This window comes from Mesorhizobium dulcispinae (assembly GCF_033977345.1).
GTDB lineage: Bacteria > Pseudomonadota > Alphaproteobacteria > Rhizobiales > Rhizobiaceae > Mesorhizobium > Mesorhizobium dulcispinae.
The window spans coordinates 436,418-448,920 of sequence record NZ_JAVIIY010000002.1; the positions used below are offsets into that span (position 1 = coordinate 436,418).

General features: G+C 62.7%; 13 protein-coding genes. 11 read left to right on the plus strand and 2 right to left on the minus strand.

From position 1 onward, the window contains the following. The first annotated feature begins 87 nt into the window (after positions 1-87). On the plus strand, positions 88-1,320 hold the full coding sequence (locus RFN30_RS06885) for a GNAT family N-acetyltransferase (RefSeq protein WP_320261351.1): 1,233 nt from the start codon (positions 88-90) through the stop codon (positions 1,318-1,320). 118 nt (positions 1,321-1,438) lie between these two features. Continuing rightward, a complete protein-coding gene (locus RFN30_RS06890; protein ID WP_320261352.1) occupies positions 1,439-1,675 on the plus strand; it encodes a metallothionein in 237 nt (78 codons plus the stop codon). A gap of 92 nt (positions 1,676-1,767) precedes the next feature. On the opposite strand, the gene RFN30_RS06895 is transcribed toward RFN30_RS06890, so the two are convergent. Both RFN30_RS06895 and RFN30_RS06900 read right to left on the minus strand, forming a co-directional pair. Further along, the gene (locus RFN30_RS06895) at positions 1,768-2,202 is read right to left on the minus strand and encodes an FKBP-type peptidyl-prolyl cis-trans isomerase (RefSeq protein ID WP_320261353.1); all 435 of its coding nucleotides are present in this window, start codon (positions 2,200-2,202) and stop codon (positions 1,768-1,770) included. 290 nt (positions 2,203-2,492) lie between these two features. Continuing rightward, positions 2,493-4,685: a GumC family protein gene (locus tag RFN30_RS06900; RefSeq protein WP_320261354.1), complete on the minus strand. Its 2,193-nt coding sequence runs from the start codon at positions 4,683-4,685 to the stop codon at positions 2,493-2,495. A 263-nt stretch (positions 4,686-4,948) separates the two neighbouring features. Here RFN30_RS06900 and RFN30_RS06905 point away from each other — a divergent pair, with 263 nt between their 5' ends. The 9 genes from RFN30_RS06905 to RFN30_RS06945 all read left to right on the plus strand — a co-directional run bounded on the left by RFN30_RS06905 (position 4,949) and on the right by RFN30_RS06945 (position 12,475). After that, complete coding sequence (locus RFN30_RS06905; protein WP_320261355.1) at positions 4,949-5,512, plus strand: polysaccharide biosynthesis/export family protein; 564 nt, start codon at positions 4,949-4,951, stop codon at positions 5,510-5,512. An 8-nt stretch (positions 5,513-5,520) separates the two neighbouring features. After that, positions 5,521-6,651, plus strand: a complete 1,131-nt coding sequence (locus tag RFN30_RS06910) for a glycosyltransferase (protein WP_320261356.1) — start codon at positions 5,521-5,523, stop codon at positions 6,649-6,651. A 137-nt stretch (positions 6,652-6,788) separates the two neighbouring features. Then, a complete protein-coding gene (locus tag RFN30_RS06915; RefSeq protein WP_320261357.1) occupies positions 6,789-8,324 on the plus strand; it encodes an undecaprenyl-phosphate glucose phosphotransferase in 1,536 nt (511 codons plus the stop codon). After that, positions 8,321-9,646, plus strand: a complete 1,326-nt coding sequence (locus tag RFN30_RS06920) for an O-antigen ligase family protein (RefSeq protein ID WP_320261358.1) — start codon at positions 8,321-8,323, stop codon at positions 9,644-9,646. The genes RFN30_RS06915 and RFN30_RS06920 overlap by 4 nt, the downstream gene beginning before the upstream one ends. 461 nt (positions 9,647-10,107) lie before the next feature. Further along, positions 10,108-11,343, plus strand: a complete 1,236-nt coding sequence (locus RFN30_RS06925) for a site-specific integrase (RefSeq protein ID WP_320261359.1) — start codon at positions 10,108-10,110, stop codon at positions 11,341-11,343. Next, entirely contained in the window at positions 11,343-11,840 is a 498-nt protein-coding gene (locus tag RFN30_RS06930; RefSeq protein WP_320261360.1) for a hypothetical protein, read from the plus strand. The genes RFN30_RS06925 and RFN30_RS06930 overlap by 1 nt, the downstream gene beginning before the upstream one ends. 67 nt (positions 11,841-11,907) lie before the next feature. Further along, complete coding sequence (locus tag RFN30_RS06935) at positions 11,908-12,120, plus strand: helix-turn-helix transcriptional regulator (RefSeq protein WP_320261361.1); 213 nt, start codon at positions 11,908-11,910, stop codon at positions 12,118-12,120. Continuing rightward, complete coding sequence (locus tag RFN30_RS06940) at positions 12,117-12,308, plus strand: hypothetical protein (protein ID WP_320261362.1); 192 nt, start codon at positions 12,117-12,119, stop codon at positions 12,306-12,308. The genes RFN30_RS06935 and RFN30_RS06940 overlap by 4 nt, the downstream gene beginning before the upstream one ends. Beyond that, the gene (locus tag RFN30_RS06945) at positions 12,305-12,475 is read left to right on the plus strand and encodes a hypothetical protein (RefSeq protein WP_320261363.1); all 171 of its coding nucleotides are present in this window, start codon (positions 12,305-12,307) and stop codon (positions 12,473-12,475) included. The genes RFN30_RS06940 and RFN30_RS06945 overlap by 4 nt, the downstream gene beginning before the upstream one ends. The last annotated feature ends 28 nt before the right edge of the window (positions 12,476-12,503 follow it).

Here is a 12,503-nt window from a genome sequence, read left to right on the forward strand (position 1 = left end):
CTTCACCTTTTACGCCTAGGCTCATCAAGCACGACTTGCGCCTATGCGAACCCCAGGTTGCAACCAATACGTCTTAAGGATTGAGGGATGGTTGACGCCGCCGCGTCATTTGACGGCAATCGGGTCGCGGCCAACGAAGCCTCGGCGCGGGCGCCTGCCTCGAGCCAGGGCCATTTGACGGCGGCGGTGAGCGACGGCGCTGGTCTTGCTGACTATTCGGCATTTTGTGCTTCGGCGCTGTTTGCCCCGGCGCAGAGCGCGTCCTGGGTGCGCAACTGGGCGGCCGAGACCAAGGCCAACATGGCGGTCGCCACGCTGAATGTCGAAGGCCGGCCGGCGCTTTCGCTAGCGCTGGAAATCGTGCGAAGCGGTCCGTTCCGTGTCGCTCGTTTCGCCGGCGGACGTCACGCCAACGGCAACTTCCCCGCAGCCGACCCGCGGCTTTTGCCCGCCATCGACGGACCGGCGCTCCGCTCGTTGTTCTCGGCAATCGCCAAGGCGCGGCCGGACATCGACCTGGTTTCGCTGGAACGGCTGTTGCCCGATCTCGACGGCGCCGCCAATCCGCTAGCCGCGCTGCCCAATTTTCAGAGCCCGAACCTTGCGCTCGCGGTCGATCTCGATGGGGGGTTCGACGCGCTGCTCACCCGCGCGAGCGGCAAGCGCAAGCGCAAGAAGCATCGCTCGCAGACGCGCAAGTTCGAGGCCGTCGGCAGCTTCCGCCGCATCGAGGCGCGCACGCGCGAGGAGGTCGACAGGCTGCTCGGCGCCTTCTTCGATATGAAGGAGGTGCGCTTCGCCAAGATGGGCATCGCCAACGTCTTCGGCGATGAAGGGGTGCGCGCCTTCTTCAGGGCGTTGTTCGCCGGCGCGCTTGCCGAGGAAAGGCCGTCCTTCCTGCTGCATGGCCTGGAGGTAGCGGGGAAACTTCGCGCTGTTACTGGCTCCAGCCACTCAGGCAAGCGCCTGATCTGCGAGTTCGGCGCGATCGCCGAGGACGATCTCGCCTTCACCAGCCCCGGCGATTTCCTGTTCTTCGACAATATCCAGGAAGCCTGCGAGCAAGGCTTCGACGTCTACGACTTCTCGGTCGGCGACGAGCCCTACAAGCGGCTCTGGTGCGACATCGAGGTCCAGCATTTCGAAGTGCTGGCGCCGCTGACGCTGAAGGGCAGGACGCTGGCCTTGGGGCTCCGCCAAGGCGCGCGGGCCAAGGCCTTCATCAAGAACAATCCGACGGTCTGGAAACTGACCAAGATGCTGCGCCGGAAGGCGGCCGGACAAGCGGCAGCGCCTGCCGCAGCCGAGGACGACAGCTAGTCGCACAATCGCCCTCGATATCCCGGTTGGTACCGGGCAAGCAGGGTCGAGACTTGAATGGCCTTGAGCGGAACCTATCGATAGCCGAGAGGTTTTCGCACTCAGAAGGAGAACGGCCATGGCTAAGTGCGACCAGTGCGGCAATGACTACGACAAGGCATTCCTGGTGAACATGGGCGGGCAAACCTACACATTTGACAGCTTCGAGTGCGCGATCCAGAAGCTCGCGCCGACCTGCCCTCATTGCAAAGTACGGATCATGGGGCACGGCGTCGAGCAGGGCGATATCATCTATTGCTGCGCGCATTGCGCCGGGCAGGAAGGCGCCAACGATCTGACCGACCGCGCGCCCTGACATCCGCGATCCTCTTGCACGTCCAGGGCCATGCGAGAACGCTTTCCAAGTAGCGCCCTGAGCACGACCCTGAGCAGTCGTTCGAGCCTCAGCTACGCCGCCTGGACGATCTCGACCAGTTCGACGTCGAACACCAGATCCTTGCCGGCCAACGGATGATTGCCGTCGAGCTTGACGCTGGCGTCGTCAACGCCGACGACCGTTACTTGCATGGGGCGCCCCTCGGCAGTGCGGGCCTGCAATTGGGTGCCAACATCGATGTTGATATTTTCCGGCACGCTGGCGCGAGCGATGGTCACGACTGCTTCGGGGCGATGCGGGCCATAGGCGGCATCGGCGGGAACGGTGACGGTGCTTTTCGTGCCGACCTCCATGCCCTCGACATGGGTTTCGAGGCCGGGAATTACCTGTCCTTCACCCAGCGTGAATTGCAGCGGTTCACTGCCGGAAGAATCGAATTGAGTGCCGTCGGTCAGACGTCCGGTATAGTTGATGCGTACAGTGTCGCCATTCTTGGCCTGTGTCATAGCAACCATCCTTTTGGGAGTTTTTGAGGGACCGGCCTTAAGTTCACGGTCCCGCTCTCGATCATCCACGCATGAAGGTGCGCGGCGCGAAACGCTATAACTAGGTGCCCTGCTGCCGATGTAAAGTGCTGGAGCGGCCGAGAAATGCCAGGTCCGGTTTCGCAGCTAAGGACTGTCATGACGACAGCGACTGAACCGTGCTCGATTCGCCGCTGCCCTGATCTCTTCCCGGTACCTCGGGCCGATCCTTGGCAAGCGTTGCGGCGGCGCGGACGAGCCCGATTGGCGCCTTATGCAGCCGAGCGACGCCCCGGCAACGGGTGTCCCGGCTCATGGCCGACCGGGGTCACCAGCGTGACATCCGGGTAGCCGTTCTCGATCAGTTTCACCGCCGCCTGCGTCACCTCATCGTCGGCTTCGAGCATCGACAGGAAGACTTCGGTGCCGTCGCCGACGAGGCGACTGATGCCTTGCGCATCGGCCGGACCGCATTCGACCACGACGAGGTCGTAAGCCGTGGTCAGCGACTGCATGATGATCGGCAGCCGGTCGGCCGCGCGCATGGCGCGAACCGGATCGGCAGTGCCGACCGGAACGACATGCGCGTCCGAATAGAGATCGGGATGGATGACGTCGCTGAACTGTGCTTCGGAGGCGAGGAGATTGGTGATGCCGGGGAACAGCCCGCTGTCCAGCATCGGGCGAGAGGCGGCGCCAGAGGCGGTGAGATCGAGCAAGAGCACGCGCAGGCCCGCATCCGACACCTCGCGCGCCACCAACACGGCGGTAGCGGCAGCCTCATCGCCTTCCGGGGACACGAAGATGGCGCGCGCGGCACCCGAGGCGATCAGCTTTTCCGCCGCCTTGTCGACATCGATCTCGCCCAGCCTGGACTGCCACGACCGAGACGCTTCCGCCTCTACTGGCTCTGCTGGCTCGGCGTCCGCTGCCATGGCTGCGCCCTGCCCGATCCGATGGTCGGCGACCGGATCGTCGCTCTGTTCGTCCTCGGCTTCGGCAGCCGCCGGCTCGGTGCGCGCCACCGGCATCGCCACCTGCTCGATCGGCTCGAAGCGGGCGCCGGCGGCCGGGCGCATGGCGCGCCCGGAGAACAGTTCCTTCAGAAGCGTGCCGATCGCCATCAACAGCAGCGACGCGGCCGCCGCGGCGCCCGTGATCGGACCGATCTTCGGGAAATAGGGTTCCGTCGGCACCTGCACCTTCGAAAGCAGCCGGGCATCCACCGGCAGATAGTTGCGGTCCGCGCGCGAGGCGGCCTCGCGGTAGCTCGCCATATAGGATTCGAGCTGCTGGCGCTGGGCATTGGCGTCGCGCTGCAGCGCATCGAGCTCGACCTGCTGCTCGCCGGCGCGGGCCGAGGCGGCTTTCAGCGTGTTGACCTCCGCGACAAGCTGGTCCTCGCGAGCCTTGGCCGTCTGCGCCTGGGTCGCCAATCCCTTCAGGATCTTCTGCGCTTCGTTGCGGATCTGATCGTTGAGATCGGCAAGCTGCGACTTCAGCGCCCGGATGCGCGGATGGTTGTCCAGCAAGGTCGTCGACAGATCGGCAATGTTGGTCCTCAGTTCCACCTGGCGCTCGAGCAAGCGCTGGATCAATTCGGAGGACAGAACTTCCGGCACGCTGTCGAGCGAGCCGCCGTTCTGCAGCGCCTTGCGCACGCTGTCGGCGGTCGCCTCGGCGGCCGCGCGATTGGCGCGCACGCGCGAAAGCTCGGTCGACAGTTCGGAGAGCTGCTGAGTCGCGAGCACCGAATTGTTGCCGCCCATCAAGAGGTCGGATTGCGCGCGGTAGGCGGCAACCTTGGCTTCCGCCTCCTTCACCCGATTCTGCAGATCGGTGATTTCCGGGCCAAGGAAGCCTGTGGCGGCGGTGTTCGATTCCTTCTTCGCGTTGCCCTTGGAGGCAAGGTAGGCCTGCGCGATGGCGTCCGCGACCTGCGCGGCAAGCTTTGGATCCTTCGAGGAGAACTCGACCGCAATAACGCGAGATTTTTCAACGCCGTAGACGTTGAGCTTATCGTGCATGGCCTTGAGCACGCGCTCTTCCGGCGGAATGTCGAAGGGATCGCTCTTCAAGCCGACGAGAACGAGGGCGCGACTGAGCGCCGACATCTTCAGCGTCTCGTCGAATTCGGGCAATTTCTCCAGGTTGAGGTCCGCCGCGACCTTCTTGAGGATATCGGGGGACGATATGATCTGGACCTCGGTGGCCACCGCCTCCTCGTCGGTCGCCGGCTTGTCGTCGTTGGTTGTGCCGGCCGGCCGCGTGAAGATCGATTCGCGCGACCCGATCTCAAGCTTGGCCACTGCCTTATATTGCGGCGTGGCCAGCCAGGCGAAAGCAAAGGCCAGCCCGGTTACGAAAAGCGTGACGAGAACAATGCGCAGCCAATTCCTCGCCAGGCCGGCGAAGAGCTGCCTCAGATCGACATCGACATCTGCGGCCGCGGACTGAACGGACATGCATCCTGCTCCGGAACTTTGAGTCGAGGATGGACCGTAAACAACTATGGTAACTCAGCCGTTAAGATCAGGATGCGTACTTATTAGAATGCACTCAAAGAACATCGGGCGAAAGCAATAGAACAATTGGTTTTTTTGCCGGACGTCGCCGAGTCCAGGCGCAGTCCTTTACCGGCCATTAACCCTAACAGGATGATAACGGACGCACTTCCTGGGGTGGCCGCGGCACTGGCGGCGAGAGCGACGAAGGTTCGTTTCCGATCATGAAAAGCACTGCTCATCTCTTGCGCGCCATGCTTGCCCTGTCGCTGCTTACCGGTTGTTCCAGCTACCGCCCGACACCGGCCGCCTTTCATGAAGTGCTCGACCAGCCTTACAGACTCGGGGCCGGCGACCGCATCCGTGTCACCGTGTTCGAGCAGGACGGGCTGACCAACACCTACAGCGTCGACCAGTCCGGCTACATCTCCTTCCCGCTCGTCGGCGCGGTGCCGGCGCGCGGCCACACCGCCCAGCAGCTGGAAAAGGAGATTGCCGACAAATTGCGCCAGGGATATCTGCGCGATCCTGATGTCTCGGTCGAGATCGACCGCTACCGGCCGATCTTCGTCATGGGCGAGGTCGGTGCCGCGGGGCAGTATTCCTATGTGCCGGGATTGACTGTGCAGAAGGCGATCGCGATTGCCGGCGGCTTCACGCCGCGGGCCAACCAGGAAAGCGTCGACATCACCCGCGATATCAACGGCAAGGTCATGACCGGCAGGGTGCAGACATCCGACCCGCTCCTGCCCGGCGACACCGTCTACGTCCGCGAACGCCTGTTCTGAACATCAACGTGGCGGCAAATCTCCGCATCGTCCACTGCTTCCGCTCACCTGTCGGGGGGATCTTCCGGCATGTGCGCGACCTGACCGAGGCGCAGGTCGCCGCCGGCCATTCCGTGGGCATCGTCTGCGATTCGACGACGGGCGGCGCCTATGAGGAGCGGCTGTTCGACGCGATGAAGGAGAGCCTGGCACTCGGCATCCATCGCACGCCAATGCAGCGCCATATCGGGCCGGGCGACCTCGCGGCGGCCTGGCGCACATATGGGATCATCAAGGAATTGCGGCCGGACGTGCTGCACGGGCACGGCGCCAAGGGTGGCGCCTATGCCCGGCTGTTCGGCTCACTGTTGCGGGTTTCAAGGTCTCGCGTGGCCCGCCTTTATTCGCCGCATGGCGGCTCGCTGCACTATGACGAAACGACGGCGACCGGAAAGCTGTTCTTCGCGCTGGAGCGTTTTATGGCGCGCTTCACCGACTGCCTACTGTTCGTTTCCGACTATGAGCGGAAAACCTATCGCCGGAAGGTCGGCGAGCCGCCTATCCCCAACAGGCTGGTCTATAACGGCCTGCGCGCCGTCGAGTTCGAACCGGTGGCGACGGCGGCTGATACCGCCGATCTCTTATACATCGGCATGATGCGCGATCTCAAAGGCCCGGACATCTTTATCGATGCGGTGGCGCAGGCAGGCAGCGAGCTCGGCCGCCCGATGAGCGCGGTGATGGTCGGCAGCGGCGACGACCTGCCACGCTACCACGCCCAGGTGGAGCGACTCGGACTGAAGGGCCATGTCCGTTTCCTGCCACCGATGGCGGCCAGGGAAGCTTTCGCCCTGGCCGAGCTGATCGTCGTCCCGTCCCGCGCGGAAGCGATGCCCTACATCGTGCTCGAGGCGCTGGCGGCCGGCATGCCGATGATTGCCACTGCCGTGGGCGGCATTCCCGAGATCTTCGGCGAAGACTCCCCTGCCCTGATCCGGCCGGATGCCGGCCAACTTGCCGATAGGCTCCGAACGGCTCTCGACGATCCCGGCGCCTATCGCAAGCTGATGCCGCAGGGCGTTGAGTTGAAGGCGCGATTCGGCGCCGACGTCATGGCGGCCGAGATCGAGAAGGCTTATTTCGCGGCGCTAAAGATTTAGAATTTGCTAATTGACTATGCCGGTGAGAAGACCGCCAGTCGTCACAAGCAACAACACGCATTCAAAACCATCGGTTGTTTCAAGGCTTTCTTAGCTCTCTTTTGCTATTCACTCGCGCGAAGTTCGCGGACAATCCCATGAATGAGATCGACCCCGCGCACCGCTTTTCCATGGATGCGGTGCGCAAATTCGACGGCCCGGCCGAAGGTCAAGTGCCCAGCGGCATCAATGACGTCGCGCGCCAGGTCGCTTCGCAGTACCGGCGCGATACGATGTCGCCGATCATGGTCAGCGGCGTGCTGCGCATGGTCGAATTCGCGGTGCTGTTCCTTTCGGGGCTCGGCCTCTATTTCTACTATGTCGGCTTCTTCAACTACCTCGCCTGGCAGTATCCGCTGTCGATCGCGGCAGCCTCGTTCCTGGCGGTCGTGCTGCTCGACGTCACCGACAGCTACCAGATTGCGGCGCTGATGCGCCCTGTCGCCAATTTCGGCCGCGTGCTGCTCGTCTGGGCCGGCACCTTCGCGCTGATGGCGCTCACCGCCTTCGCCATGAAGGCCTCCGAGGACTATTCGCGCCTGCTGTTCGGCACCTGGTTCGTGGTCGGTTTCGTGCTGGTCTTCGTCCTGAGGCTCGTGATGTCCAGTTTGATCAGGCGCTGGGCGCGCGACGGGCGCATGGAGCGCCGCGCCGTCATCGTCGGCGGCGGCAAGTCGGCCGAAATGCTGATCCGTTCGGTCGAGAAGCAGCCCTACAACGACATCCGCATCTGCGGCATCTTCGACGACCGCGGCGACAAGCGCTCGCCGCCCATCGTCGCCGGCTATCCGAAGCTCGGCACCATCTCCGAGCTGATCGAATTCGCCCGCATCGCCCGCATCGACATGCTGATCGTGTCGCTCCCGCTGACCGCCGAATCGCGCGTGCTGCAGCTCCTGAAGAAGCTCTGGGTGCTACCGGTCGACATCCGGCTGTCAGCGCATTCGAATGCGCTGCAGTTCCGGCCACGCGCGTATTCCTACATCGGCTCGGTGCCGATGCTCGACATCTTCGACAAGCCGATCAACGACTGGGACTCGGTCGCCAAGCGCAGCTTCGACATCATCTTCTCGCTTGTCGGCATCATCCTCTTCTCGCCGGTGATGCTGGCCACCGCGATCGCCATCAAGCTCGACAGCAAGGGTCCGGTGCTGTTCAAGCAGAAGCGGCACGGCTTCAACAACGAGATCATCGAGGTCTACAAGTTCCGCTCGATGTATGCCGACAGGTCGGACCCGACCGCCAAGCAGACTGTGACCAAGAACGATCCGCGCGTCACCCGCGTCGGCCGCTTCATCCGCAAGACCTCGATCGACGAGCTGCCGCAGTTCTTCAACTCGCTGCTCGGCTCGCTGTCGCTGGTCGGGCCGCGTCCGCATGCGATCGCCGCCCAGTCGCACAACCTGCTCTACAACGAGGTGGTCGACGGTTATTTCGCGCGTCACAAGGTGAAGCCCGGCGTAACCGGCTGGGCACAGATCAACGGCTGGCGCGGCGAGATGGACACCAATGAAAAGATCCGCATGCGCACCGAGTACGATCTCTATTACATCGAGAACTGGTCGATGCTGTTCGACCTGCGCATCCTGTTCCTGACGCCGGTCCGCCTGCTCAACACGGAAAACGCCTATTGAGCGCCGTCGCACATGACCTGCCGGCGGCCGCGGTCAACAAGTTGCCGGCGTCAGCGGTCAACGCCAAGCTGATCGCGCTGGTTTCGTCGGCCGCGATCGTCGTCGGCATTCTTCTCTCCGGCTTCGTCATCAGCGAGCCCGCGCCTTACGAGATCTACATGGCCGGGCTGATCGCCGTCTGGGCGCTGTTCGGCCTGAGAATATCGCGCGCGATCGTGCCGCTGCTGGTGCTCCTGGTGGCGATGAACATCGGCGGCATGATCGCGATGACGCAGATGGCGGAGCTCGCCAACACGCCGCTCTATCTCGCGGTTTCGCTGTTCCTCGCCTTCAGCGCGGTCTTCTTCGCCTCGGTGACGTCGACACAGCCCAGCCTCAACCGGCTGATCTTCATCGCCTATGTGGTGTCGGCGGTCGCGACGTCGCTGCTCGGCATCGCCGGCTATTTCCACGCCTTCCCGGGCGCCGAGATGTTCACCAAATACGACCGCGCCGCCGGCGCCTTCCAGGACCCGAACGTGTTCGGTCCGTACCTGGTGCTACCCGGCACCTATCTGCTCTATCTGCTCTTGACCGGTCCGGTGTCGCGCATGCCGCTGCTGGCGGTGCCGCTGCTGATCATTGCAGCCGGCATCTTCTTTTCCTTCTCGCGCGGCGCCTGGGGCATGTTCGCGGTGTCGGCGGTGCTGCTCACCGGCTGCCTCTTCCTGCAAAGCGCCAGCGGCATGTTTCGGCTGAGGGTCGTGGTGCTGACGATCGCCGCTGTCGCGCTGCTCGTCATCGCCATCCTCGTCATCCTGCAGCTGCCCGGCGTGTCGGACATGTTCACGCAGCGCGCGCAGCTCGAGCAAAGCTACGACACTGCGCGCCTCGGCCGCTTCGCCCGCTACACGATCGGGTTCCAGATGGCGCTGGAGCACCCGTTCGGCATCGGACCGCTGGTCTTCGGCACGATCTATGGCGAGGACACGCACGACATCTGGCTGAAGGCGCTGATGGACTATGGCTGGCTGGGCTTCGTCTCGTTCCTGACGCTGACGCTATGGACGATTTGCGCCGGCTTCCGCATCCTGCTGCGCGACCGGCCCTGGCAGCCCTATCTGCTTTGCGCCTATGTCGCCTATCTCGGCAATATCGGGCTCGGCACTTTCATCGACATCGACCACTGGCGCCATCTCTATCTGCTGCTCGGGCTGATCTGGGGCGCGATCGCGCTGGAGTACCGGCATCAGAAGGAATTGCGGCTGACGCGGGCTGTTCCTGTTCCGGCAAGAGCGGCTTTACCGGCAAGGCAGGACTTCAGGGGACAAGGCTTAGGTTAAAAATGGTCGGAGTGGCCGGATTCGAACCGACGACCCCTTGACCCCCAGTTTTAAAATATACCTTATATAGCCATTCCAAGCGTTGCATTGGATGGCCAAAACCAGCATAAATGCAACGTTTTGCAACATAGGCCCGCTTGACTATTTTGTCACTACCTCCTAAATACTGGCTATAATTTGGCTATAAAAGGAAGGACGGACGTGACTAGGGCGGGCGGAATAAATAAAGCGGCAAGCCTCGGAATCTCGCACGGTGGCCGCAAATCAAATGTCATATCGGCCAAGACAGCGCGCAAGATAGAGAGGGCTACGCGCAAGGAGGATATCGCGGCGAGCAGGGCGGAGCGTGCGGCGCGCAAAGCCGCGATCGCGGCTGCGCATGCCGAGAAGGCTGCGAGGGCCAAGGCGCGCAAGGCGGAGCGAGCCGCTCTCGCCGCGACGCAAGGGAAAGACCTCTAGCCATGGCGACGATCAGCATCACGGCGGACACGGTTTCAGCCGTCATGAAGGCGGCGACGCCGAACAAGACAAAATTCTACTTTGACGATGACCTGGCGGGGTTTGGGTTTTATCGCACGACGAAGGGCACCGGCACATGGTTCGCTGAGTTCCGGCCGGTGGCGGGCGGTAGCAAGCGTCGGCTGAAGCTCGGCCGTGTCGGTACCTTAAAAGCCAACGAAGCGCGTGAAGCGGCACGCAAGGCGATAGCCAATGCGGCCTTGGGCAAAGATCTTGCAAAGAGCCGATCCGATGAGCGCGCCAGTGGAACGGTGAAAGAGCTTGTTGAAGCCTATATCGCCGGCAAGGCAATGAAGGAATCCAGCCGCGCATTCTACAGGACCACGCTGAAGACCCAGATAGAGCCGCACCTTGGATCCACGAAGGCGGTTGCCGTGCTACGCGTCGATGTCCAACGCGCGCACGACAAGATGTCGAAGAAGGCGAAATATAGCGCCAACCGTGCAATGGCGTTGCTGTCTGCGGCTTTTGTGTGGGGCTCGAAACGAGGCTACGTGCCGGAAGGCATGAATCCGGCATCGGCAATCGAGCGCAACCGCGAGGAAGCGCGCGAGCGCTACTTGACCGCTGACGAAATGGCGCGGCTCGGTGATGCACTACGCGAGGCTGAGACGAGCGGCATTCCGCACAAGGCGTCGAAATCCAAACACGCGCCAAAGGAGAAAAACCGCACCGTGTACGGCCCGCACGTTACAGGCGCTATCCGCCTGTTGATGCTGACTGGTTGCCGCTTGCGGGAAATCCTGCATGTCCGCTGGGACGAATACGACGAGAAACGCGGGCTGCTTTTGCTCCCAGATAGCAAGACGGGCAAAAAGACTGTGGTGCTTTCGGCTGCGGCACAGGCCGAGATTGATAGCCTGCCGCGCGTGGGCGTGTACGTCATCGCTGGCCAGTCGGCGGCGACCGAAGATGAGAAGCCCCGCGCCGATTTGAAGAAACCTTGGGCAGCAATTGCCGGACGGGCTGGGATCGGCGACGTTCACATCCACGATTTGAGGCACACTTTCGCCAGCGTGGGCGCCGGTGACGGCATGTCACTCCTGACCATCGGCAAGCTGCTTGGCCATGCCGACACCGCCACGACGCAGCGCTATGCCCACGTCGACGTCAACCCGACGCGTGCCGCCGCCAACGCGATCGCAGGACAGATCGCGGCGGCGATAGGAGGCAGGTGATGGCCAACGACGAAAGCTTGCCGCATTGGGTTGACGTCCTAGGTCGCGGGCCTATGGCCGTTGACGAAGGCACCAGCGACGATGAACTGGCCGCCGAAATGGCGGAGCGGCTGCAGGCGCTGCTCGCGTCGCACAATGGGCTGGAGCCAACGGCAGATGGTTGGCGACAGTTAGCATTGGAACTCGCACTGAAACACGAACCGGCTTTTCAGATCGAGACGCCGGTTGACCGCAATGGGCGAAGCGGAATCGGCGGCCGCCCGGTAGGCTGGCAAACATTCGTGCTGCGGTCGCTGATGCGCGCCGAAATGCGAAAGGGCGCCAACCAGAAAGAGGCGGCGCGCAAGGTCGCCCGCAGCACGGGAAAGGCCGCAGGAACACTCAACAACGTCCTGTCGCGCAGAGCGCAGGCGCCGGACTCTATGCGCCGCGCGCCTTTCGAATGGAAGGCCGAACGTGCGGCGAAATTGGCCGCGCGGAAGCTGTCACAAGAATGACCCCCGTTTAGTGTGAGGCGAAAACGCTTACTTACGGGTTGCCACACAACGAAACGGAGGCAACTCGATGGCAAACTTACGGGTACGCGATGCCGCGACTTACTGCGGCCTTTCCAAATCTACTCTCGACAAATTTCGATGCTATGGCGGCGGGCCGGCCTATATCCAACTCGGCTCCATTGGCGCCGTCATCTATTCAACTGACGACCTCGACAAATGGCTTGCCGCCAACCGTCGCGCCAGCAACGACAACGCACGTGCGATGAGCGTCGCTGCATGACCAAGACCGTCGAAAACAGGTTGCGCCGCGAAGCTAGCCGCCAGGGTATGCGACTGCAGAAATCACGGACGACTGGCGGCTACATGCTGGTCGACGGCCAAACGAACGGCGCCGTTTTGGGTGCGTGGCCATCGGCGTTTAGCGCCTCGATTGAAGATGTTGAGGGGTATCTTGGGGAGGAGACATGACGGAAGATTACGAAGAGCTTTTGGCACGGTTCAAGGCACGTCGCCGCGGCCACGTCGACCAGTTGGTGCAGGACGACGAACACACCACTGCGGCCGTGCTCGCCGACATTCAACTGTGCATCGAGGCCATTGAGGCCGTTATCGAAGAGGCGAAAAGCTTCTCTTAATTCCGGAAAATTTTCCGGATTTGACCCG

Coding starts and splice junctions, on each gene's coding strand:
- RFN30_RS06925 (WP_320261359.1), top strand. CDS start 10,108: ATGGCGACGATCAGCATCACGGCGGACACGGTTTCAGCCGTCATGAAG.
- RFN30_RS06930 (WP_320261360.1), top strand. CDS start 11,343: ATGGCCAACGACGAAAGCTTGCCGCATTGGGTTGACGTCCTAGGTCGC.
- RFN30_RS06915 (WP_320261357.1), top strand. CDS start 6,789: ATGAATGAGATCGACCCCGCGCACCGCTTTTCCATGGATGCGGTGCGC.
- RFN30_RS06885 (WP_320261351.1), top strand. CDS start 88: ATGGTTGACGCCGCCGCGTCATTTGACGGCAATCGGGTCGCGGCCAAC.
- RFN30_RS06935 (WP_320261361.1), top strand. CDS start 11,908: ATGGCAAACTTACGGGTACGCGATGCCGCGACTTACTGCGGCCTTTCC.
- RFN30_RS06905 (WP_320261355.1), top strand. CDS start 4,949: ATGAAAAGCACTGCTCATCTCTTGCGCGCCATGCTTGCCCTGTCGCTG.
- RFN30_RS06940 (WP_320261362.1), top strand. CDS start 12,117: ATGACCAAGACCGTCGAAAACAGGTTGCGCCGCGAAGCTAGCCGCCAG.
- RFN30_RS06945 (WP_320261363.1), top strand. CDS start 12,305: ATGACGGAAGATTACGAAGAGCTTTTGGCACGGTTCAAGGCACGTCGC.
- RFN30_RS06900 (WP_320261354.1), bottom strand. CDS start 4,685: ATGTCCGTTCAGTCCGCGGCCGCAGATGTCGATGTCGATCTGAGGCAG.
- RFN30_RS06895 (WP_320261353.1), bottom strand. CDS start 2,202: ATGACACAGGCCAAGAATGGCGACACTGTACGCATCAACTATACCGGA.
- RFN30_RS06890 (WP_320261352.1), top strand. CDS start 1,439: ATGGCTAAGTGCGACCAGTGCGGCAATGACTACGACAAGGCATTCCTG.